16 protein-coding genes and 1 pseudogene are annotated in these 22,447 nt (G+C 67.3%); 11 read left to right on the top strand and 6 right to left on the bottom strand.

The window, feature by feature from the left end:
• Positions 1–59: 59 nt before the first annotated feature.
• On the top strand, positions 60–581 hold the full coding sequence (locus L5014_RS06310) for a cupin domain-containing protein (RefSeq protein WP_238462719.1): 522 nt from the start codon (positions 60–62) through the stop codon (positions 579–581).
• Between the two features lie 21 nt (positions 582–602).
• On the opposite strand, the gene L5014_RS06305 is transcribed toward L5014_RS06310, so the two are convergent.
• Both L5014_RS06305 and L5014_RS06300 read right to left on the bottom strand, forming a co-directional pair.
• The gene (locus L5014_RS06305) at positions 603–1,691 is read right to left on the bottom strand and encodes a BsuBI/PstI family type II restriction endonuclease (RefSeq protein WP_238462718.1); all 1,089 of its coding nucleotides are present in this window, start codon (positions 1,689–1,691) and stop codon (positions 603–605) included.
• Positions 1,688–3,277: an HsdM family class I SAM-dependent methyltransferase gene (locus tag L5014_RS06300; RefSeq protein ID WP_238462717.1), complete on the bottom strand. Its 1,590-nt coding sequence runs from the start codon at positions 3,275–3,277 to the stop codon at positions 1,688–1,690. Before L5014_RS06300 ends, L5014_RS06305 begins: the two co-directional genes overlap by 4 nt.
• Before the next feature lie 388 nt (positions 3,278–3,665).
• On the opposite strand from L5014_RS06300, the pseudogene L5014_RS38985 reads away from it, so the two are divergent.
• The 6 genes and pseudogenes from L5014_RS38985 to L5014_RS06275 all read left to right on the top strand — a co-directional run.
• Positions 3,666–4,148: pseudogene (locus tag L5014_RS38985) on the top strand (DUF4917 family protein); the annotation flags it as partial.
• Positions 4,149–4,324: 176 nt separating this feature from the next.
• Complete coding sequence (locus L5014_RS06295; protein ID WP_420800026.1) at positions 4,325–5,989, top strand: ABC transporter substrate-binding protein; 1,665 nt, start codon at positions 4,325–4,327, stop codon at positions 5,987–5,989.
• 139 nt (positions 5,990–6,128) lie between these two features.
• Positions 6,129–7,178 carry an ABC transporter permease gene (locus tag L5014_RS06290; protein ID WP_238462715.1) on the top strand — a complete coding sequence of 350 codons (1,050 nt, stop codon included), beginning with the start codon at positions 6,129–6,131 and terminating at the stop codon, positions 7,176–7,178.
• 43 nt (positions 7,179–7,221) lie between these two features.
• Positions 7,222–8,088, top strand: coding sequence for an ABC transporter permease (locus tag L5014_RS06285; protein WP_238462873.1), 867 nt, complete (start codon positions 7,222–7,224; stop codon positions 8,086–8,088).
• Complete coding sequence (locus tag L5014_RS06280; RefSeq protein ID WP_238462714.1) at positions 8,085–10,400, top strand: dipeptide ABC transporter ATP-binding protein; 2,316 nt, start codon at positions 8,085–8,087, stop codon at positions 10,398–10,400. Before L5014_RS06285 ends, L5014_RS06280 begins: the two co-directional genes overlap by 4 nt.
• A gap of 567 nt (positions 10,401–10,967) precedes the next feature.
• Entirely contained in the window at positions 10,968–11,900 is a 933-nt protein-coding gene (locus tag L5014_RS06275) for a hypothetical protein (protein WP_238462713.1), read from the top strand.
• A gap of 328 nt (positions 11,901–12,228) precedes the next feature.
• Here L5014_RS06275 and L5014_RS06270 read toward each other — a convergent pair whose 3' ends face one another.
• The gene (locus L5014_RS06270; protein ID WP_238462712.1) at positions 12,229–13,086 is read right to left on the bottom strand and encodes an aldo/keto reductase; all 858 of its coding nucleotides are present in this window, start codon (positions 13,084–13,086) and stop codon (positions 12,229–12,231) included.
• A 238-nt stretch (positions 13,087–13,324) separates the two neighbouring features.
• Between L5014_RS06270 and L5014_RS06265 the strand changes: the two genes are divergently transcribed.
• The gene (locus tag L5014_RS06265) at positions 13,325–14,071 is read left to right on the top strand and encodes a GntR family transcriptional regulator (RefSeq protein ID WP_238462711.1); all 747 of its coding nucleotides are present in this window, start codon (positions 13,325–13,327) and stop codon (positions 14,069–14,071) included.
• A gap of 7 nt (positions 14,072–14,078) precedes the next feature.
• Here the strand turns inward: L5014_RS06265 and L5014_RS06260 are convergent, their stop codons facing one another.
• Both L5014_RS06260 and L5014_RS06255 read right to left on the bottom strand, forming a co-directional pair.
• On the bottom strand, positions 14,079–15,671 hold the full coding sequence (locus L5014_RS06260) for a CoA transferase (protein ID WP_238462710.1): 1,593 nt from the start codon (positions 15,669–15,671) through the stop codon (positions 14,079–14,081).
• Positions 15,672–15,779: 108 nt separating this feature from the next.
• On the bottom strand, positions 15,780–16,157 hold the full coding sequence (locus tag L5014_RS06255) for a DUF2917 domain-containing protein (RefSeq protein ID WP_238462709.1): 378 nt from the start codon (positions 16,155–16,157) through the stop codon (positions 15,780–15,782).
• Between the two features lie 267 nt (positions 16,158–16,424).
• On the opposite strand from L5014_RS06255, the gene L5014_RS06250 reads away from it, so the two are divergent.
• The 3 genes from L5014_RS06250 to L5014_RS06240 all read left to right on the top strand — a co-directional run bounded on the left by L5014_RS06250 (position 16,425) and on the right by L5014_RS06240 (position 21,064).
• Entirely contained in the window at positions 16,425–17,879 is a 1,455-nt protein-coding gene (locus tag L5014_RS06250; protein ID WP_238462708.1) for an aminotransferase-like domain-containing protein, read from the top strand.
• Positions 17,880–18,075: 196 nt separating this feature from the next.
• Positions 18,076–19,461, top strand: coding sequence for a multidrug transporter subunit MdtD (gene mdtD / locus L5014_RS06245; protein ID WP_238462872.1), 1,386 nt, complete (start codon positions 18,076–18,078; stop codon positions 19,459–19,461).
• Between the two features lie 334 nt (positions 19,462–19,795).
• The gene (locus L5014_RS06240) at positions 19,796–21,064 is read left to right on the top strand and encodes an EAL domain-containing protein (RefSeq protein WP_238462707.1); all 1,269 of its coding nucleotides are present in this window, start codon (positions 19,796–19,798) and stop codon (positions 21,062–21,064) included.
• Between the two features lie 70 nt (positions 21,065–21,134).
• Here the strand turns inward: L5014_RS06240 and L5014_RS06235 are convergent, their stop codons facing one another.
• Positions 21,135–22,403, bottom strand: coding sequence for a sigma-70 family RNA polymerase sigma factor (locus tag L5014_RS06235; RefSeq protein ID WP_238462706.1), 1,269 nt, complete (start codon positions 22,401–22,403; stop codon positions 21,135–21,137).
• Positions 22,404–22,447: the final 44 nt, after the last annotated feature.

The following is a 22,447-nucleotide window of genomic DNA, read 5'->3' as shown; positions in this document are numbered from 1 at the left end:
GGCGCGGGGCTCGAAGCCCGTCCCGTCTGGGGCGGGCTTTTTTCACTGGAGACATCTCGATGAGTCACGACCACGATCACGACCATGCGCACGATCCCGGGCACGATCACGAGCACACACCCGACTGGCGCGAGAACGGCGTCAAGGTGATTCGCGGCGACCAGCTCGACACGAACACGGCGCAAACGCCCGGCATGAACCGGGCCGCCGCGATCAACGCGGCGCGCGTGGGCGCACAAAAGATCTGGGCCGGCACCGTGACGATCCATCCGAACGCGAAGACGGGCGCGCATCATCACGGTGCGCTCGAAAGCGTGATTTACGTGGTGCGCGGCCACGCGCGCATGCGCTGGGGCGAGCACCTCGAGTTCACCGCGCAAGCGGGCCCCGGCGACTTCATCTTCGTGCCGCCCTACGTGCCGCACCAGGAGATCAACGCGAGTACCGACGATCCACTCGAATGCGTGCTCGTGCGCAGCGACAACGAAGCCGTGGTCGTGAACCTGAACATCGACGCCGTCGAAGCGCCGGAAACGGTCTACTGGGTCGATCCGATTCATCGCCATCCGCACGAGCATTGAGACGCTATCGGGAGAGGGATGCTACTCGAATGCTCCATCGGACAACTTCCGTGCGTTGCCCGCCCACAATTCCATAATGTGCTCCGGCTCGGAAGCGCACCAGGCATACGAGCCCCATGCCAGTTCGGAAATGCTCTTGCGGAACGGTTGCCCCGAACGATCAAGGTACGCCGTCAGAAACGCAAGATGGCGCTCATCAAAGCCCGCTTCGAGCGCCATCGTCGTCAGAGCAACCTTGCGCTCTCGGTTGATCGGACCGTCCGACGCCACCACTTCGGTGAAAACGACCAACATGTCTGTGCCACCTGGGTCTGCACCCAGATCGACCAAAATGATGTCCGGCAATGCTTTGCTCGCATCGATTTTCAGTCCAAGCGCATTGGCAAGCTCTTCGTCACGTGCGACCACCTTGTTGCCCGACTCCGACAACCAAAGGACGGTCGGCTGCTTCAGAAACCGTGGCGCAAAAACTTCGATGACCGCCCTCGCTATCACGCTCGACGGTCCCGGCTTCAGCGAACGGATTTCGCCGTTGGGGAACGTGACGGATACCGCGTCCTTGGCAGCGGTGGCACCTTGCTTCATCAGGCGAAGACGCGACATGGCAGCCTTCGAAAGATGCGCAGCCTGCCACGCGGTGATGGCACTGTCGAGTGCGTCGCCAGTCAGGGCGGGGGCGAACAACTCAGCAAATCCAGCGTTCAATGCGTACTTTGGCTTGGATGAAGTGGTTGGCACGCCGCTGCGCTCGATGATAGCCCGGCAAGGAATGAAGCCCGTCCGGATCGTTTCGTCTCGAACGGGTTCCCGACTGTTGGCCGCATACCAGGCATCTGGTGGGCGTATCTTCTTCGTCGACATGGAGTTGGCGATCCAAGCCCGTCGGCTGTCCTCGTCGGTCTTTGCCGCCTGTTCGTCATTCATGTCAGTGACCTGACTCGGACGTATCCATTCGTCGCCACCTTCCACTGCGCCGGCGTAGAACATCACGTAGATGGTGCGCGCGGCCATTTCTCGGACGACGTAATTTCGGTGTTCGGTTCCGTCTGGAAAGATGTGCGGCAGACGCTCGACAATGATGGCAAGTGGTGGTATGGCGCAAAGCGTCACTGTTGACTGACTCCGTAAAAGCCGGCAACGATACACTCGATGTGTTGCTTCGATGCGCCCGTGTCAATTTCTTCTTCTAAAGCGGCCATTTGCTCAATGGTTGGCAAAGGCAATGCATTCAACTCGTACGCCGACACTGCCACGCTTCCACTGATACAACGGAACGCGCGGTCGACCGCTTCCGTGTTCAGCAGTGCGTTGATCGTCTCGGGTCTGACATGCGCCAACCCAAGAGCGGGGGCTAAAACCATGTTGACGTGGTTTTCCACGACTGCGCCACCCATCTTGTCCAGGAATTGCTGTGGCAAAACCACAGCCAGCAAACGACGGTTTTGCTCTTTCGAGGTCGTCCGTTGCACCAAGACGCACGACTTCCTCGTGATCAGGTGTGGTTGATCGTTGTGAACGTGGATGAATGGCACGTGGTTACGCCGGTCCGCGCTGAAACCGAAGCCTTTAGGTGTCACCGACTCAGCCCATATGATCGGTAACGTGTCGTTGGCTGCTTCGGTACGGAGTTGCGGTTTGTGCCGGTTCCAAACGAGCGGACCGGTCGACACCGTATAACCGAGGTCCGCCAAGCGGGTCGGCATCGCCGCGATGGCATTCAGGAACGATGCGTCGGCCGTGGTTCGCGGCAGCAACCAAGGATCGCCACCGGTCGTCGGTGTAACCCTCCCGATGCGTTCGACCTTGGCGGCGTTCAACCCCTTCGGCACTACCACCGACACCACCGGCTGCTCGTCATGGGCCTTGCGGGTATACGCGGTCAGCAGCGTCTCCTGGAGCACGTCGTCGAACACATTATCGCGGTCCGCAACAAAGTCGAACGCGACGGGCTTCATCTCGTCAGTGAGGAGCTGACGGAGCGCCTTAAAGTATTGGCCGCCGAGAAACGAGGTGGGCGTCAGGTAAGCCACTACGCCGTCGGGTTTCGCCAGACGCATTGCCAAGTCAGTGAAGAGCCCATACAGGTTCGCATGACCGTACAGCGACCGGGCATAGTGATTACGCATAGATTCATCCAGCGTTACCCGCCCGTACGGCGGATTGCCGATCACTAGATCGAACGTCCCAACGTCCGAGGACCGTAGCGCGTCGGCGACGGTCACAACATCGGGAAGCCGACGCTTGGCAGCAATGCACAGGGGCATCAGAGCGGCTTCCAGAAGAACCCTGGTCATCCAGGCGGCAAACGGGTCAATCTCGATCCCTCGCAACCGCTTCGCGATCCGCCGGAAGGTCCACTCGGGCGAAGCACCCTCATCACGCTGCCACATACGGAGCGCGACCGGCGCGAGAAACGCTCCGCCGCCACACGCCGGATCGATGGCGGTGCCGTGCGTGAAATCGAACCCTGCCTGTTCTGCCAAGTCGAGCAGACGAGTGACCAGCGGAGGCGGCGTGTAATACGCGCCCAGTTCAGAGCGCAGCGCCGTCGGCAGCATGACGGTATAAATAGAACCGATCAGATACCCCGCGTCCTCAACCGGAAATTCCGCAATGAGAGTGCCCGCATCCTGGGCCGTACGCTGAACATCAATGGTCAGAGACAATGCCACCAAAGGTACCGGACGAACCTTCATTGTGGTCTTGTGCCGTTGGCACAACGCTGCCCAATAACTGACGATGACAGCGGCGCAAAACGCGCGGGCATGAGAAAGCCGAGTCTTTTCGGTCGCGCGGGACTCTGCATACCCCCGCGCCATTGCTTTGCATGCGGCATACCGCATAAGCGGATCGACGGCAGGGTCTATCCACGTGGCTCGGGCTGGCTTGGTCATTGATGGCGTTGTTGATGGGGCGGCGCGTGCTCCCGATTGTATCGCGTCGGGGCGCCGAGGCGCGCGCGCGGCTGTTGCTCCAGCACAACCGCCGCACTGCCGGAGCAGCCACTACCTCTCAACGCTCTATCGAAAAGTGCTGCTGTCGCAACGCAAATCACTGATGGTCCACAGCTGAGGTTTTGGCGATCACGACATCCATGTGTTGCAGCGTATGGCCCGGTGTGGCGTCCAGCGTGTTGCCATCTCTGGCTTTCAGAAGAGATCAGCGTATTGCAACAGAGAGTATCAGGTCATCACCGACAATCTAGGTCCGTACGTTCGCATTGAGTTCTCCGACAGTGAAAATGGCAGTTGTTGGAACGTTGGAACCGTAACAGTTGATAGCGAACGACGAAGCGCGAGCCTCGACAGCTCGCCTGAATCGGTGCCTTTGGCTCGTCCGCTCGTCCGCTCGCACGAACGCCGCGCGCCGCCACGCACTAAGCCGCCCTGCTCGCGCGCAATCCGGTACGCCCCCGACACAACCCACCGACGCCCCTGTCGCCGAACATGGCCGAAAACGCGTAAACTGAACGCGATTCGTCGTCTGCCGTACCGCATGCCACCGTCGCGGCCGCTTCCATTGCGGCCGCGCCCCTCCACGGAACCGCACGGAAGCCCGCGCCGATGAAACGTCTGAAGTTCAAGCCGCCCCGCCCGACCTCGCGTTCACCGTTCTCTGAGCAAGCGTCGCAGTCCTCGCCGCAAGCGCCTCGGCCACCTCAGTCGCCAAGCCTGCCAAACGCTTCGGCCTTGGCCCAATCTGACAAAGCGCCCCCCTCGCCGGTCGCGCGCGCCTTCGACGCGCTGCGCCACGACGCCGGCGCTTACGGCAACCATGCCATCGACGAATTCATCGCCGGCCGGTTCACGCGCCGCGAGTTGCTGCGATACGCCGGTGTGCTCGGGCTTTCGAGTCTCGCACTCGCGGGCGGCCTCGTCGCGCCCCACGGCGCGCGCGCCCAAAGCACAGCAGGCACGCCAGGCACGGCAGGCACGCCCGGCGCGGGCAAACCGGGCAGCCAGACCATCCGCGTCGCGCACCTGATGCCGGCGGGTGCGGTCGACCCGCTCACCGTGACCGACGCGGGCGCGCTCTGCCTCCTGAACCAGACCGGCGAATTCCTCGCCAACGACGACGCCAACGGCCATCTGCAACCGTCGCTCGCGCTCTCGTGGCAGCCCAACGCGAAGGCCGACGTCTGGACCTTCAAGCTGCGTCCCGGCGTGAAATTCCACGACGGCCAGCCGTTCGGCGCGAAGGACGTGGTGGCCACGTTCGACCGTCTCGCCGATCCGGCGAGCGGCTCGGCGGCGCTCTCGGTGCTCAAGGGCGTGCTCTCGAAGGGCGGCACGAAGATGGTCGACGAACACACCGTCGCGTTCCATCTCGACGCACCCAACGGCAACTTCCCCTACACCGTTTCTTCGGACAACTACAACGCCGTGATGTTGCCCGCGAATTACGCGGGCAATTACGAAAAGAGCTTTATCGGCACCGGGCCGTTCAAGCTGGAGCGCTACGAGACGCGGCGCGGCGCGAGCTTCGTGCGCAACGATGCCTACTGGGGCGAGAAGGCACTCCCCGAGCGCGTGCAGTTCGCGTTCTACGCCGACGAACAGGCGCAGATCCTCGCGCTGCAAGGCCATCAAGCCGATGTGATGGGCACCTTCACCGTGCAGGGCGGCATCGGCATCCTGAACAATCCCGACTTCAAGGTGACAGGCGTGCGCTCGAGCGCGCATCGCCAGATCCACATGCGCACCGACGTGCCCACGTTCAAGGACAAGCGCGTGCGCCAGGCGCTCGCGCTCGCGCTCGATCGCGACGTGATGGTGCGCGGGCTCTTCAAGGGCCGCGCCGTGGTGGGCAACGACAGCCCGTTCGCGCCCGCCTTCCTGTCGACGGCCACCACGGTGCCGCAACGCAAGATCGATCTTGCGAAGGCGCGCCAGTTGCTCGCGCAGGCCGGCGTCGCCAATGGCTTCGACATCACGCTCACGACCGAGAAGTACATGGAGATTCCCGATCTCGCCGTAGTCGTGCAGAACGCGGCGAAGGCGATTGGCGTGCGCATCGCGCTGAAGGTGGAGAGCCAGTCGCAGTACTACGGCGCGGGCACCTACGGCAAATCGGACTGGCTCGACGCGCCGCTCGGGATCACCGACTATGGTCATCGCGGCGTGCCGAATGTGTTCCTCAACGCGCCGCTCACCAGCGGCGGCACGTGGAATGCGGCGCACTTTCGCAACGCGCAGTACGACAAGCTGGTCGCGCAGTTCGCGGCAACGCTCGACGTGGCGGCGCAAAAGCAGGTGGCCGCGCAAATCGAAACGCTGCTGCTCGATGAAACGCCGGTGATCATTCCGTACTTCTACGACCAGCTGATCGCGCAGCGCACCGCGCTTTCGGGCGTACGCTTCACGGCGCTCGCGCAGCTCTACTTCGACCGCGCCACGCTCGCGGTATAAGCGGTATAAGCGGCATAAGCGGTGCAAGCGCGTCGGAAGCGGCGGCCATGCGGCGGCGTAGCGTAGCGACCCTGCGACCCGCGCCGCCCGACGCTACGCTCGACAGCCTGGCGCCTGTAATGCGTGCATCTGGAGTCCGATGGCCACACCGCTGACGAGACCGCCCTCGATCGATCCACACGATCCACACCCGCCGCCCGGCGCCCGCTCCGTGGGTGCGGCCCGCGGCACGGGCGCGGCGCGCTTTCTCGCACAGCGCGCCTTGTGGGCGCTGTTCACGCTCTGGCTGCTTTCCGTGCTGGTGTTCGCGGGCGGCCAGTTGCTGCCGGGCGACATCGGGCGCGCGGTGCTCGGCCCCCTCGCCGACGCGCGCGCCGTGGCGGCGCTCAACCACCAGCTCGGCGCGGACCGCCCGCTGCTGGACCAGTACGTCAGATGGATCGGCCATGCGTTGCGCGGCGACTTCGGCACCTCGTGGACCTTCCGCCAGCCCGTCGCGCCGCTGGTGGGCGACGCGCTCCTGCAATCCGCGAAGCTCGGGCTGCTCGCGTTCGTCGTGGTCGTGCCGCTCGGCATCGGCGGTGGCGTGTGGGCCGCATTGCACGGCGGACGCTGGCTCGACCGGCTCATCAGCACGCTGGGCCTGTGCGCGAGCGCGGTGCCGGAATTCGTCTCGTCGATCGCGCTCATCCTCGTGTTCGGCATCTGGCTACGCTGGCTGCCGATCGAAGCCGTGGCGCCGCCGGGCGCCAGTCTGCTCGAGACGCTGCGCCATCTCGTGCTGCCGGTGCTGCCGCTCGTGTTCGTGTTCTTCGGCTATCTCGCGCGTATCGCGCGCGCGGGGATGCTCGATGCGCTCGAAGCCGACTACACCCGCACCGCGATCCTCAAGGGCCTGCCGCGCCGCGTCGTGATCGTGCGTCACGTGCTGCGCAATGCGCTCCTGCCGAGCGTGACGGTGGCGGCCACGCAGCTTGGCTATCTGATCGGCGGGCTCGTGGTGGTCGAGTCGCTGTTCCGCTACCCCGGCATCGGCTCGCTCATCTACAACGCGGCGAAGGCAAAGGACTTTCCGCTGCTCGAAGCCGGCGTACTCACGGTAGGCCTCGTCTACACGGTTGCGAATCTCGCCGCCGACCTGCTGCACGCGCTGTTCGATCCGCGGCTGCGCGCTCAAAAGGGTTCTTGACGGGCGCATGGGGAGGCGCATGAACCATACGGTATCCGAATCGATGAACGACCCGCTCTCGCACGGAGCCGAAGCCGGCGCGCCGCCCTTCGTGGACACGCTGCGCCTGCTGCTGCGCTCGCCCGCGTTCGTGCTGGGCGCGCTGATCGTGCTCGCATGGGTCGTCTGCGCCCTCGCGGGCGCCTGGATCGCGCCCTACGACGCCTATGCGTCCGACCCGCTCAGCTCGCTCTCGCCGCCCGATCACGCGCACTGGTGCGGCACCGATCAGCTCGGCCGCGACATCTGCTCGCGCGTGATCGTGGGCGCGCGCGACATTCTCACGATCGCACCGCTCGCCACCTTGACGGGCACGCTCGCGGGCACGGCGCTCGGCCTCCTGACCGGCTACGTCGAAGGCTGGGCCGGCACGCTCGTCGCGCGCGCGCTCGACGCCGTGCTCGCGCTGCCCCTCGTGATCGTCGCGCTGCTCGTGCTCGCCGCCGTGGGCGCGTCGAATCTCGCCGTCGTGCTGGTGATCGGCATCACCTTCGCGCCGCTCGTCGCGCGCACGGTGCGCGCCGCCGTGCTCGCCGAGCGCCACCTCGATTACGTGGCCGCCGCGCGGCTGCGCGGCGAGCGCGCGCACTACGTGATGTTCGCCGAGATCCTGCCGAACGTCTGGCCGCCAATCGTTGTGGAAGCAACGGTGCGTCTCGGCTACGCGATCTTCGCGGTGGCCACCCTTTCGTTTCTCGGTTTCGGCATCCAGCCGCCTTCGGCCGACTGGGGCCTCGCCCTCGCCGAGTCGTACACGCTGCTCGCGGGCGGCGCATGGTGGACGGTGGCGTTCGACGCGCTCGCGATCGCCTCGCTCGTCGTGGCGGTCAATCTGATCGCCGATAGCCTGCATGAGGTGCTCGGCTCATGAGCCACTCGCGCCCAGGCCTCGCCACCTTCAGCATACCGCGCACCGACGACGCGCTCGCGCTGGTCGGCCTCACCGTGGCCTACCGCGTGCGCGGCAAGGACCGCGACGTGCTCACCGACATCTCGCTGCGCATCGAGCGCGGCGAAGCGTACGGGCTCGTCGGCGAGTCGGGTTGCGGCAAGTCGACGGTCGCGCTCGCCGTGCTGCGCTATCTCGCGCACAACGGCCGCGTGAAGGCGGGGCGCATCGCCATCGCGGGCGAGGACGTGCTCGCGCTCGATCGCGAAGGGCTGCGCATGCTGCGCGCCCACACGGTGTCGATGGTCTATCAGGACCCGGCGAGCGCGCTGAATCCGACGCTCACGATCGCCCGGCAGTTGAGCGAAGCATTCGAAGCCGCAGGCGCGGACCCCGCCGACGCACTCAGGCAGTCGCACGCCATGCTCGAGCGCGTGCGCATCGCCGACCCCGCGCGGGTAATGGCGAGCTGGCCGCATCAGCTCTCGGGCGGCATGCAACAGCGCGTGGTCATCGCGATGGCGCTCGCGTCGAACCCGACGCTGCTGATCCTCGACGAACCCACCACGGGCCTCGACGCCACCGTCGAAGCCGAAGTGCTCGCGCTCGTCGCGCAACTGCGCGCGGAACTCGGCATGGCGGTGCTGCTCATCAGCCACGATCTGGCCGTGATCCGCAGGATGTGCGAGCGCGTGGGCGTGCTCTACGCGGGACGGCTCGTGGAAGAAGGCGCCACGCGCGACGTGTTCGCGCGGGCGCGCCATCCGTACACGGTAGGTCTGCTGCGCTGCCTGCCAGCGCCGGGCCGCAACAAGGCGCACGGCGGGCTCGACACGATCCCCGGCGAGTTGCCCGCGCCGGGCACGCTCACGCACGGCTGTGTCTACGCACCGCGCTGCCGCCTCGCCGATGCGCGTTGCCGCGAGCACGCGCCGCCGCCCCATCGCATGGAAGCGGCGCACGGCGAGCAGATGTCGCGTTGCCACTATCACGAGCGGGCCATCGAATTGCCTGTTGCTGACGTCGCTGACCTGGCCGATACGAGTGCTAATGCACAGACAATTGCGCCGCCAGCCGCACAATCGAACCCGCAGACAAACGAACAAGCTGAAGAAACGGCATGTGGGCGCGACGCATCAGCGGCGAAGGTGGTGCTGCGCGCAGCGAATATCTCGCGCACGTTTGGCCGTGGCGCGCACGCACTGCGCGTGCTCGACGACGTTTCGCTCGAGTTGCGCGCGGGGGAAACGCTCGGCCTCGTCGGCGAGTCGGGCAGCGGCAAGACGACGCTCGCGAAGCTTCTGCTCGGGCTCCATGCCGCCGACCCGGGCGGCACTGTCGAGCTTGACGCAAGGCCCCTCGCCGCGCGCCTCGCGCAGCGCGATGCCCAGCAGTTGCAGGCGTTGCGCATCGTGTTCCAGCATCCCGACGCCTCGCTCAATCGCGCGCTGCCGGTGAGGCGTCTCGTGGGTCGCGCGCTCGCCCAGGCACGGCGCGGCTGCGCCAGCGATGTGTCGAATATAAGGTCGGACACAAGGTCGGACGAAAAAGCGCACGAGCAAGCGCACAAGGAAGCGCACAAGGAAGCGCACGAAAAAGCGGGCGAACGAGCCGATGAAAGCACCGAAGCGCATCGCACGGCGCGCGTCGCCGCGCTGCTCGAAGCCGTGCGCGTGCCGGTGCGCTACCTCGCGGCCCGCGCACGGCAGCTCTCGGGCGGCCTCAAGCAGCGCGTGGCGATCGCGCAGGCGTTCGCGGGCGAGCCGCGCGTGGTGATCTGCGACGAACCCACCTCGGCGCTGGATGTCTCGGTGCAGGCCGCGATCCTGAATCTGCTGGCACGCCTGCAGCGCGAGCGCGGCGTGAGCTATCTGTTCATCTCGCACGACCTCGACGTGGTGCGCTATCTCGCGGACCGCGTCATGGTGCTCTACTCGGGCCGTGTGCTGGAGAGCGGTCCCGCCAACGCCGTGCTCAACGGCCCATGCCATCCGTATACCGAAACGCTGCTCAATCCCGGCATGCTCTCGCACGATACATCCGCGAGCGACGCCCGGGCCGCCACATCCGCGAGCGGCATGCCGCGCAGCGCCGCCGGTAGCGGTAGTGGTAGTGGTAGCGCTGCGGGCTGCATCTTCAGCGCGCGTTGCCCGCGCAAGCTCGGCGCGATCTGCGACGAAGCAGCGCCGCCCTTCGACGCGGACGCCGACGGCCATCGCATCCGCTGCCACATCCCGCCCGAGCAACTGCGCGAACTTCAAGCCGCTGCGGACCTGGCGCAGACCCATTCCTGAGCCGCGCGAACGTCAGGCGAAATTCGTTGCGTTGTCCAGTTTTGCAACACGAATCGCCGTGCGTAAAGCATGCGTTTCATGGTCGAAACGTTTTGAGTGAATTTTCCTGTATCGAGTTGGTAGGGAAAATGTTAAGTCCGCTTCGCACGGACTTCCCGGACCGATGGCATAAAACTCGCTAGTCGGGACCAGGCATCTGGTCGTCGTCCATCGGGGTGAAGTTGGCGTGAAATCGGCGCAAAGGCGATGTGAAGCGCGCGGTCCGTCACGCCGGACGAACGGGTGGCCAGCTGCACGATGCACCTGCTTTCTGCCGCCCTCTAACGGACTGCGACAATCGGCAAGGACTCCTTCCTGAACTGGCCAGCCGTTGCGAAACCGTCCAGGTGCCATGTGTACCGCCCGCGCAGGCGAGGCTGTGCGATACCGCACGGCATGAAGCGCGCGTCGGCGCGAAGCGGTTTTGGCCTGACGGGGAACGGTGCCTGCGTATCAGCGATGCAGCGCCGGACACAAGGCGCAAGAGAAGCGAAGCGGATACACGCTATCGCTTCCCGGGAGGAAGCAATGAAGAAAACAATTTTTCATCTGCACTGCTACGGGATTGGCCGGGGACTCGCAATCGTTGCAATCGGCACGGCAGGCGCAAGTCTGTTCCTGTCAGCCGTCGGCGCACAGGCCGCCGACAACGCAACGGCGCCAAGCTGGGTGATCGTCGCCGACGCCGCGCTGCCTGCGAGCGGCGCGGCTGGCATGGCTGGCGCCGGCATGGCGACCGAAGGCGCGTCGCCGGGAACGCCGCTCTCACCAACGTCGACTTCGTCGGACACCCACTCCGGAAACGCAGCAGGCGCGGACACGGCTACCGCGGACTCCGCCAGCGCGGCAGCCGATGCCGCATTCGTATTCGAGCGGAGAAACTGCTACGCGGGCTCTAGCGGCAACTGCGGCCGCGGCGGAGGCAGCGGCAACGGGCCATCGTCGAGTTCCGCGAGCGCCGGGGGCCCGGGGGGCACCGGCTCCGGAAGCGGCTCCGGTTCGGGAAGTGGCTCTGGTTCAGGCTCTGGTTCGGGTTCGGGCCACGGCACTTCGGGCGTCGGCGGCGCGACCAGCGGCTCGAGCAACTCGGGCGGTGGCAGCAACGGCGGTGGCGGCAGCAACGGCGGCGGCGGCAGCAATGGCGGCGGTGGCAGCAACGGCGGCGGCGGCGGCAACGGCGGCGGCGGCAGCAACGGCGGCGGTGGCAGCAATGGCGGCGGCAGCAATGGCGGCGGCGGTCACGGCTGCGGTTGTGGTGGCGCTCATGGCGGGCCGTCAGGTGGTCCGTCAGGTGGACCATCGGGTGGCTTCGGTGGCGGGTTCGGAGGCGGCTTTGGCGGCGGCCAGGGCGGTGGCTTCGGCGGCTTTGGTGGAGGATTCGGCAAGGGGGGACCGTCGGGCGGCCCGGGCGGCGGGTACGGCGGCGGCTCCGGTGGCGGCAAAGGCGGCGGTAGCCATTGAAATCGCACGGCGGTGCGACCATGCCGCCGCAACCACCCCGAATTGACGCGACGGCCGGTCGCGTCATTCCAGGCAGCAACGGCGGCGGTATCTTGGTCCCCCGGCCGGGCGCCGCCGCCGGTGGCCGGAAGCCGGTTTGGCACGAAGCCGGTTTCGCGCGCCGGCGCCCCGGTGCACGCCTCGGGTCACAACGCTCCCCTGACGCCCCATTCGCTCCATTCGCCCGAGCGCCTTTCCCGGGCCGGGAAAAGGACAACCCGACAACCCGACAACCCGACAAACACGCAGCAGTGCGCGTCCCCCGCCCTCCCGCAACCTCTCCCTCGCGCTACAGCATCTCCAGCGGCCGCTTGTTGCGCGGCGGCTTGAAATAAGCATCCAGCACCGCGTGGTCCTCGGCGCTCAGCACGAGGTCGAGCGCCGCGCGATTGTCGCGGATGTGATCGACACGTCCCGCCTTCGGAACCGTGCAGACATTCGGCTGGCGCAGCACCCACGCTAGCGCCACCTGATAAATCGACACGCCATACCGCGACGCGATGTCGTCGAGCGGCGAGCGTCTCGGCAGGCGCGCATGATCGACGGGGCTGTACGCCATCAGCGGCATGCCGTGCGCGTCGCTCCAGGGCAGGAGGTCGTATTCAGGGCCGCGCCGCGCGACGTTGTAGAGAATCTGGTTGATTGCGCAGGCGTCGCCGCCCGGGACCTCGAAGAGCTCCTCCATGTCCTCGGTGTCGAAGTTGCTCACGCCCCAGTAGCGGATCTTGCCCGCGCGCACGAGCGCCTCGAACCCTTGCACCGTTTCCTCGAGCGGCACGCCACCGCGCCAGTGCAGCAGATACAGATCGAGCCGGTCGGTGTTCAGGCGCTTCAGGCTCGCCTCGCAAGCGCGCTCGACACCGCGCCGGCTCGCATTGTGCGGATACACCTTGCTCACGAGAAACACGTCCTCGCGCAATCCTTGCAGCGCTTCTCCGACGAGCGTTTCAGTCGCGCCGTCGCCGTACATTTCGGCGGTGTCGATGAGCGTCATGCCGAGGGCGACGCCTTCGCGCAGCGCGGCGATTTCGTCGGCGCGACGCGAGTCGTGGTTCCCCCGGCGCTCACCCATCTCCCACGTGCCCTGCCCGAGCTTCGCGATGCGTTCGCCGCCGGGCAGCGCGATAGTGGCGATATCAGTTGTCATCTAGTCTCCTGTCGACTGGCGCAAGTGCTTCAATCGCTTCAATCGCTTCATTCAATACTCGCGCCAGTCTCATGCAGAGACCCTTGCCTTCCGGTCTCATGCGAATCTGCGCTTGCAGCGAACGGCCAGTGTATCGCCTGGCGTGGCGCCGGGCCATGCGTCGACGAGTAAGTCCATCATTTCCGCGCCTCGCCGCCTATGACATAAAATTGCCGTTCGCCTCTCACGCCTGCCTCCCATGAACGCCTCCACGGAAGACCGCTGGCGCGGCCTGCGCCCGGACCCGGACAACGACACGCCGCTCTATTTGCAGCTCGCGCGCAAGCTGACCGATGCGATTCACGAAAACCGCTGGTCCGCCGGCGAAGCGCTGCCCTCCGAGCGCGTGCTCGCCGACGCGCTCGGCGTCTCGCGCATCACCGCGCGCAAGGCCATCGCGCTGCTGGTCGAGCAAGGCATGATCCGCCGCACCCAGGGTGCGGGCAGCTTCATCACGCCGCGCTATGAAGATCCGCTATCGCGTCTCACGAGCTTCAGCGAGATGCTGCGCCAGCGCGGCTTCACGCCCAGCTCGCGCTGGCTCTCGCGCGAGATCCAGCCCGCGAGCCGCGACGAGGTGATCCGGCTCGGCCTGTCGCCCGCCGCCGCCGTGACGCGCCTGAAGCGTCTGCGTCTGGCCGACGGCATCGTCATGGCCGTGGAGAACTCGACCTTCCCCGCCGCGCTGATCCCCGATCCAACCGCCATCGGCGATTCGCTCTACAGCTTTCTCGAGCAGCGCGGCCTCGCGATCGTGCGCGCGCTGCAACACTTTCGCGCGGTGAACGCGAGCGAGGAAATCGCACGGCAGATGAGCATCGCACCGAACGAAGCGCTGCTGCTCATCACGCGCGTGGGCTATACCGCCGATCAACGCGCCATCGAGCTGACCGATACGTACTGCCGCAACGACTACTACGACTTCGTTGCCGAGTTGCGCAAATAAGGAACGCTCACGCAGGCCACTGCGGCGCATCGGTCCCGATCGGCACGCTTGAGCGCGCATAGAACGCCGGCGTGCGTTCGAGCCGCTCGGCGGGCGCCACGGCGCGCACGCGTCCAAACGGCGTATCGCGCTCCTCGAAGCAATCTGCCAGGTCTTGTGCGCGCAGGTCGGGCGCGCGCTGGCCGTCCGCGAGCATGCCCATCGTCTGCAGCCAGTGTCCCGTCTGCGCGAGCGATACGCGCACGTGCCAGCTTCCGCCCTCCTGTGCGCGTCGCGCGAGCGCGACCATCGCAGCGAACGCGGCAAGATAGCCGGTCGCATGATCGAGCGCCTGGCACAGCAGCGGACGCGGTGTATCGAACGATTTTCCGGCTGAGGATTTACCGGCTGAGGCATCGGCTTGTGCGGCTTGTGCGGCTTGTGCGGCTTGTGCGGCTTGTGCGGCTTGTGCGGCTTGTGCGGCTTGTGCGGCTTGCGCGGCCGGCATGACGCCGCCGTGGGCCGCCGCCACGCTCTCGGCCCAAACGATCCCGCTCGCCGACTGCACGAGGCTGTCGAAGCCGCGTCGCTCGCGCCACGGCCCGCGATGCGAGTACGCGCAGATCGACACGCACACGATACCGGGCCGCTCGCGCGCCAGCGCCTCGGGCGCAAAGCCGTGCGCCGCCAGCGCGCCGGGCCGATAGCCTTGCAGGAACACATCCGTGTCGTGCACAAGCGCGTGCAGTTGGGCGCGGTCCGCGGCCTCGCGCAAATCGAGCGTGGCCGAGCGCTTGCCGCGCCCGTTGTCGATCACGAGCGGCGCAATGTTGGGCAGATGCGGGCCGTTGACGAGCAGCACATCGGCGCCGTGATGCGCGAGCACGCGCCCCGCCACCGGCCCCGCGATGATGCGGGTGAGGTCGAGCACACGCACGCCTTCGAGCGGCCTCGCACCGGGCCGCTGCGCGGGCGTGCGGCCATCGCGGCTATCGCGGCCATCGTCGCCAGCACCACCCTCGTCGCCTTCGCCGATACGTTCGATCTCGAAGAGCGGCAAGCCCGCCACGGCCTGCGCCTGTTCGAGCGCAGCCCATTCGCGCGGCGTGCGCACGAGCGCCGCGCACAGCCCCGCCTGCGCGAGCGCCTCATCCAGCGCGGCGCCATCCCAGTGCGTGCGGATCGCGCGCGCGACGTCGTCACGACTCTCGCCGCAGCCGAGCACGCGCAGGATGCCGCACAGATGGTGCGCGAAGTTCGCATGCAGCTGTATCCAGCGGCCGTCGCGCGTTTCGAAGTAGCCCGTCACGGGATGACGCAATTCGAATGGCGCGCCGCCGTCGACGCTCAGATAGCGCTCGCTGCGAAACGCCGCGAGCGCGCGGCGCACGTCGATGCCCACGCGCTGCTCGGGTCCGCCGCGCAGCCGGTGAAAACGCGCCGCCGCCAGTCCCGCCGCACCGATGCTCGCCACCGCCAGCGTGCCGACGCGAAACACCGAAGGCAAGCCGGGATCGCCGCCTTCGATGTCGACCGAGTCGAGCGCCGCCAGGTGGTCTTCAGCGCTGTCGTGGGGATGGGCCAGCATCCAGAGATACTCGAGCGCGTCGCGTGGTGTCATGGCGTGCGTCCTGTCGGCTTGGGGAAGATGCGACAAGCGTAAGAGTGCGCTCAACCCGCTGCGTGCTCAACCCGCTTCGAACCGCTTCGAACCGCTTCAACCCGCGCTTCAACCCGCTGCGTGCGCACCCCATTGCAACCGCGCCGAGCACTCGCGCACCGCCTGGGCGAGCCATCCCACGAACCCTCCCGCCCTGTGCGCATGCGGCAACGCCGCCGGCGCCGCCTGCATGCCGCGCACCTCGCTTGCCGAGGCCCCGCCCAGCGCGAGCATGAATCGTGCGCCCTCGCGCCCCGTGCTCAGATAGACGCGCGCGCCGGCGGGAAGACGAATCGATTCGCCGGTACGCAGCCAGTAGTCGCCCGCGTCGCCGCCGAGCGTGAGCCAAAGCTCGCCCTCGCTCACGTGTAGTTGCATTGCCTGCGCGAGCCGCCAGGTCTCAGCGGGCTCGCCGTGCTCCAGTTCGAAAATACGGATTTCGCGCATTGCCGTGCTCCTTGCCGATGACTTGCGGCCGATGACTTGCGGCCGGTGCAGTGCCGCCACCAACGCACGTCAAATCGCGTGCAATGGTGTCTTGAAGGGCCTTCCCGGTTGGAGCATTATTGCCGTCAGCGTGAGACGATCACATGCACAGTTCCGAACAGTTCATACGGAACTGTGCAGTCGAAAAACCGGACACTTGATCACGCCATAAACGATTTCCAGGCAATCCCGGCCGCCCCCAAGCCGCCCGGACCTAGCGAGGCCCGCATGAAACTCGAACTCGACCGCGCCAGCCGCGTCCCGCTCACCGACCAGATCGTCGCCGGCGTGCAGACCTGGATCCGCTCGCGCGCCGCCCACCCGGGCGCGCGCCTGCCTTCGATCCGTCAGTTCGCCACCGACTACCGCATCAGCCGCTTTCCCGTGATCGAGGCCTACGACCGGCTGGTTTCGCTCGGCTATCTCGACTCGCGTCACGGCTCGGGCTTTTACGTGAGCGAGCACGCGCGCCTGGGGCTCTCCGGCATGGGCACCTGCGACCTCTCGAACGCCGCCGACGAATCGGGCCATCTGCTCAGCCAGCTCAACCGGCCCGGCGAAACGCTGCAGCTCGACAGCGGTTCGATCCCGCAGGCGTGGCGCGACATCGACGCGATCGGCCAGGCAATCCGCCACGTCTCGCGCACCGATCCGTCGAGTCTCGTCGATTACGGCTCGCCGCTTGGCGACGCCACACTGCGCGAGCATCTGCGCAACCGGCTCGCGCCGCTCGGCATTGCCGCCGACGCCCAGCAGATCCTCATCACCGAAGGCGCGAGCGAGGGCCTCGACCTGCTGATGCGCTACATGCTCAAGCCCGGCGACACCGTGTTCGTGGAAGATCCGGGCTACTACAATTTGTACGGACTACTGAAGCTGCACGGCGTGCGGCTCGTCGGCGTCACGCGCACGGCGAGCGGGCCCGACCTCGAGCATCTGCATGCGCTGCTCGCGCAGCATCGCCCGCGTGCGTTCTTCATCAACACCGTGTTCCACAACCCGACCGGCTCCATCGTCTCGCCGCCCGTCGCGTTCCGCCTGCTGCAGCTCGCGCGCGAGCACAGCTTCACCATCGTCGAGGACGACATCTACGCCGATTTCCAGGCGGACCCCACCGACCGGCTCGCGGCGCTCGACCAGTTCGAGCACGTGATCTACGTGGGCGGGCTCTCGAAGACGCTCTCTTCGTCGCTGCGCATCGGCTATGTGGTCGCGAATCCGGAGATCGTGCGCGATCTCGCCTCGATCAAGGCGCTCACGAGCATCAGCGGCTCGCGCTTCACGCAGGCCGTGGTGGCCACCCTCCTCGAGCGCGGCGCGTACCGCAAGTATCTGGAGCGGCTGCGCCGGCGCCTGACTGAAGCGCTCGGCACCGCCTCGCGCACGCTCGAAGATCACGGCTGGGAACTGTTCGCGGGGCCGCTCGCCGGGCCCGCCGCGGCGCAGGGCAGCGCGCGCACTTATGCGCAAAGCGGCGGCAAGTTCATCTGGGCGCGCGTGCCCCATGTGGACGATTCGGCGCGGCTCGTACCCTGCGGCGAGCCATTCGGCGTGAGCGCGTCGCCGGGCAGCCACTTCCGGCCCCACGGCGAGCCGAGCCCGTGGCTACGCATCAACGTGGCGTTCGCGCTGGACCCGCGCGCGCAGGCGTTTTTCGCGGCGGCGGCACGCGTTCCGGGGTAATCCCGGCCCACGCACAGCCACAGCCAACAGCCAACAGCCCAAATCGCAATGCGCCGCGCGGCAGCAGCAGCACGCCGTCGCGCGGGGTTCACTACAATGGCGGCTGCCAGCCACCGCCTGCGCGCCTTTTCCCATGCCCGAATACGCCGTCTCGTCGAGCCCGACACCCACGCCCTCCGCCCGCAAGCTGTCCGTGATGCTGTGGCTCGTCGCCACGGGCTTCTTCATGCAGACGCTCGATTCGACCATCGTCAACACGGCGCTGCCCGCGATGGCCACGAGCCTCGGCGAATTGCCGTTGCGCATGCAATCGGTCGTGATCGCCTACTCGCTGACGATGGCCGTGATGATCCCCGTCTCTGGCTGGCTCGCCGACAAGCTCGGCACGCGGCGCGTGTTTCTCGGCGCGATCCTCGTCTTCACGGTCGGCTCGCTCTTGTGCGCGAGCGCGCACACGCTCAACCAGCTCGTGCTTGCGCGCATCGTGCAGGGCGTGGGCGGCGCGATGCTGCTGCCCGTGGGGCGCCTCGCCGTGCTGCGCACGTTTCCCGCCGAGCGCTATCTGCCCGCGCTCTCGTTCGTGGCGATTCCGGGGCTGATCGGCCCGCTCATCGGCCCGACGCTCGGCGGCTGGCTCGTGCAGATCGCCTCGTGGCACTGGATTTTTCTGATCAACGTGCCGGTGGGCGTGGTGGGCTGCATCGCCACTGCCATCTTCATGCCCGACAGCCGCAACCCCGATACGCCGAAGTTCGACGTGCCGGGCTACCTGCTGCTCGTCACGGGCATGCTGACGATTTCGCTTGCGCTCGACGGCCGCGCCGAGCTCGGCATTCCTCAGGCGACCGTGCTCGTGATGCTGATCGTCTCGCTCGCGGCATTCGTGGCCTACGGGCTGCACGCGGCACGCACGCCACGGCCGATCTTCTCGCTCGATCTTTTCAAGATTCACACGTTCTGCGTGGGGCTGCTCGGCAACCTGTTCGCGCGCATCGGCAGCGGCGCGATGCCCTACCTGATTCCGCTGCTTCTGCAAGTCGCGCTCGGCTACACGCCTTTCGAGGCGGGCCTCATGATGCTGCCGGTGGCCGCCGCGGGCATGTTCTCCAAACGCCTCGTCACGTATCTCATCACGCGCCACGGCTACCGGCGCGTGCTCACGACCAACACGGTGCTGGTGGGCCTCATGATGGCGAGCTTCACGCTCTCGACGCCGGCCGAGCCGTTGTGGCTGCGCATCGTGCAACTGGCCGTGTTCGGCAGCGTGAACTCCATGCAGTTCACCGCGATGAACACGCTCACGCTCAAGGACCTCGGCATGGGCGGCGCGAGCAGCGGCAACAGCCTCTTCTCACTCGTGCAGATGCTCTCGATGAGCCTCGGCGTGACGGTCGCGGGCGCGCTGCTCACGACCTTCACCGGCTTGATCCATCACGCGACGGGCTCGAGCGTGATTCCGGCGTTCCACGCGACCTTCGTGTGCGTGGGGATCATCACTGCGGCCTCGTCGTGGATCTTCGCCCAGCTCTCCGACGACGTGCGCCGCACCGCGAAGAAGACCGATCCGTCGGAACGCGCCTGAAACAGCGGGCGCGCCATGGCGCGCATGCGGTGGCGGCCGCTGTCACGCGGCGTCACGTTGCGTCACGCCACGCCCGACGCCCCCAACCGCGACAAGCCTCGACAAGCCGCCCCGCACTGCAACGGTGCATGGCGCGACCCACACGGTGCGCGCTAGCAGCGCCAAGGCGCCACACGAGTGCCGGCCGTCCCCGCACACGATCTCGAAATAGCCGATATCCCGCACGCATGGCCCGATCCGCCGTGTGTCTGGGTGCGCATACTTTTTGCAAGGCTATCCTGTAATGTAAACTTGAGACTTCGCGCGCGGCCTGTCGTGCGCGCCACCCAGCTCCATGACCAGCATGATCGATCTCGATCCCCCCGGCTTTCAGTCGCGCCCCGTGGCGGGCGAAGAAGGCGCGCGACGCACCGTGCTCTACGGCGGATACACCGTGTTCAGCGTGTTCCAGCCGGTGTTCTCGGTCGCCCACCGCCGCGCGATCGGCTACCACGCCTCGCTGCGCGCGCATGACGAGCATGGCGAGCAGGTGCCCTCGCAGGAAGTCTTCACACAGGCCGCGCGCCGCGGCGACCTGCTCGAGCTGGGCCGCCTCGCGGAATCGCTGCATCTGGGCAACTTCAACGCCTTCGACTCGCACGACGAATGGCTCTTCCTGAGCCTGCACCCCGCCGCGCTCATGGACACGAGCTATGGCGACGCCCTGCTCGCCGGCATCAAGGCGCTCGGGCTGCAGCCGCAGCGCGTGGTGCTGGAAGTCTCGGAGCAGGCGGGCGGCGAGACTTCGCGCTTCGCGGAGATCATCGACGCATTGCGCAAGGCGGGCTTCGTGATCGCGCTCGACGGCTTTGGCGCCAAGCATTCGAACATCGACCGCGTATGGCATCTGCGGCCCGATATCGTCACGCTCGATCGCAGCCTGCTCGCCCAGGCGAGCCGCCATGCGCACATCGAGCGCGTGCTGCCCGGGCTCGTCTCGATGCTGCACGAGTCCGGCCAACTGGTGCTGGTGGGCGGCCTCTCGACCGAGCGCGACGCGCTGATCGCGCTGGAAAGCAATGCCGACTTCGTGCAGGGCGCGTACTTCGCGCGCCCCGACGTGGAGCCCGTCCCGCCCGCGACCGCCGCGCGTCTGATGGACGATCTTTCCGCGCGCCTGCGCGAGCGCGTGAGCGCGCGGGAGCGGACCCAGTGCGCGCGCCTCTCGCCCTATGTGAAGGCGCTCGAAGCGGCGGCGGCGCAGCTCGCCGCGGGCGCAAGCATGGGCGATGCCACGCTGCCGCTGCTCGGCCTCGCCGAGACGGCGCGCAGCTTCTTGCTGGACGCCTCGGGCCGCCAGATCGGCGACAACGTGCTGCCCGACGGCCGCGCGTCGCAGCGCGCCAAGCGTTTCGGGCCGCTCCTGCATTCCCAGGGGGCAAGCTGGGAGCGCCGGCCCTATTTCATCGGGGCGATGAAGGCGCCCGGCAGCGTGCAGTTCACGCCGCCCTATCTCTCGATCAACGAGGCGCACCTCTGCGTGACCGCCTCGATCGCCGCGCAAACGGCGCATGGCCTGCAAGTGCTGTGCGTCGATATCAACTGGGACGCGGCTTCGCGTTGATCGCGCATTGATCGCGCGGTGATCCCGCGCCAAGTCACGGCTGAACCCAGGCTCAGGCGGGCACGAGCGATCAATCGAGTTGCGCGAGCAACACGGGTGCGGATTCGGGGGATGGCATCCATGATGCCGAGGCTGAAATCGTTGCTTGCGTGACCTGCACCGATACGCCGAGCGCGCCGCCGCTCGCTACTGCTCGGGCGATCTGCGCGAGCAGTGCGCGCACCGCCCGGCCTCCGAACGCCCGGTTGGCCGCCTGCAAGGCGCTCCCGCCCGCGGTCGCGGCCACGCAGACTACCGGCAAAGCGCGTCCATCGACGGCTACGCCTACGTGCAGCCACGCGGCCAGTTCGCCGTCCTCCGCCACCAGCGCGATGCCCGGCTCGCCGTCGAGCGCGAGCATCTCGGCACACAAGCCACGTACCGGCGCATGCGCGACGCCCGACGCCGCCACGGTTCCAGTGCGCGGCACCGCTGCGCTCGCCGCCGCACTCGCCGCTGCACTCACCGTCGTACTCGCCACCACCAGCGCCGTCGCGGTCACGCCCAGCAGGTCCATCAAGCCCGCGCGGTCCTGCGCATGGAGCACCTCGCGCAGCCGCTCCACGGCGAGTGCGTGCTGCGCCGCGTCGGCGGGCGCCACGGACTTGGCCGCCGGTTCGCGCACCAGCCGTACGCGCGCGCGATGCACGATCTGGCGGCAATGCACCGGCGTGCAACCGGTGAGCGCGGCAATCTCGGCGTAATCGCAGTCGAACGCCTCGCGCAGCACGAAAACGGCCTGCTCGAGTGGCCCGAGCCGCTCGAGCAGCATCAGCAACCCGTCCGCGAGGCGCGCGGCGCGCAGGCCTCCCTCCTCCGCCGACGGCGCGATACCGTCGAGCCACGGCACAGCGCCGGGTGCTTCGCGTTCGCCCGCGCGCTCGCGGCGCTGCTTGCGCAGGCGGTCGATCGCGAGGCGCACCGTAGCCGTCGCGAGCCACGCTTGCGGCACGCGCACCGCCTGCACGTCGGCCTCGCGCCAGCGGAACCACGCGTCCTGCACGACGTCCTCCGCCTCGGCGCGGCTGCCTAGCACGCGCACGGCCAATGCCAGCAGCCGCGCGCGCTCCTTGTCGAAGACGGCGGCGCGGCGGCCTTCGCTCCATGCGCCGCTTTGCGCGCCGCTTTGCACGTCGCTTTGCACGTCCGAAGACGCTGCAAGCGCCATCGTGCTGCACCGAGCCTCGCGCACGCCATCCCGCGGCACTCCGGCGCTCGCCTGCGCGGCATCGCGTCCGTCCTGCACGCCCTGCCCGTCCGATATGTCCCGCACGTCAATTTCGTCGATCACCTGGGTCATTCGCTTCGCTCCTCTTCGCTGGCGCCTCATGCGCCCTCGCCGCG

The sequence above is a fragment of the Paraburkholderia tagetis genome (assembly GCF_022213065.1).
Taxonomy (GTDB): Bacteria; Pseudomonadota; Gammaproteobacteria; order Burkholderiales; family Burkholderiaceae; genus Paraburkholderia; species Paraburkholderia tagetis.
The sequence above is the reverse complement of the archived record's forward strand: the minus strand, read 5'-3'. Positions and strand labels throughout refer to the sequence as shown.

Coding starts and splice junctions, on each gene's coding strand:
- L5014_RS06290 (WP_238462715.1), top strand. CDS start 6,129: ATGGCCACACCGCTGACGAGACCGCCCTCGATCGATCCACACGATCCA.
- L5014_RS06265 (WP_238462711.1), top strand. CDS start 13,325: ATGAACGCCTCCACGGAAGACCGCTGGCGCGGCCTGCGCCCGGACCCG.
- L5014_RS06250 (WP_238462708.1), top strand. CDS start 16,425: ATGAAACTCGAACTCGACCGCGCCAGCCGCGTCCCGCTCACCGACCAG.
- L5014_RS06285 (WP_238462873.1), top strand. CDS start 7,222: ATGAACGACCCGCTCTCGCACGGAGCCGAAGCCGGCGCGCCGCCCTTC.
- L5014_RS06260 (WP_238462710.1), bottom strand. CDS start 15,671: ATGACACCACGCGACGCGCTCGAGTATCTCTGGATGCTGGCCCATCCC.
- L5014_RS06255 (WP_238462709.1), bottom strand. CDS start 16,157: ATGCGCGAAATCCGTATTTTCGAACTGGAGCACGGCGAGCCCGCTGAG.
- L5014_RS06235 (WP_238462706.1), bottom strand. CDS start 22,403: ATGACCCAGGTGATCGACGAAATTGACGTGCGGGACATATCGGACGGG.
- mdtD (WP_238462872.1), top strand. CDS start 18,076: ATGCTGTGGCTCGTCGCCACGGGCTTCTTCATGCAGACGCTCGATTCG.
- L5014_RS06270 (WP_238462712.1), bottom strand. CDS start 13,086: ATGACAACTGATATCGCCACTATCGCGCTGCCCGGCGGCGAACGCATC.
- L5014_RS06240 (WP_238462707.1), top strand. CDS start 19,796: ATGACCAGCATGATCGATCTCGATCCCCCCGGCTTTCAGTCGCGCCCC.
- L5014_RS06280 (WP_238462714.1), top strand. CDS start 8,085: ATGAGCCACTCGCGCCCAGGCCTCGCCACCTTCAGCATACCGCGCACC.
- L5014_RS06275 (WP_238462713.1), top strand. CDS start 10,968: ATGAAGAAAACAATTTTTCATCTGCACTGCTACGGGATTGGCCGGGGA.
- L5014_RS06300 (WP_238462717.1), bottom strand. CDS start 3,277: ATGAAGGTTCGTCCGGTACCTTTGGTGGCATTGTCTCTGACCATTGAT.
- L5014_RS06310 (WP_238462719.1), top strand. CDS start 60: ATGAGTCACGACCACGATCACGACCATGCGCACGATCCCGGGCACGAT.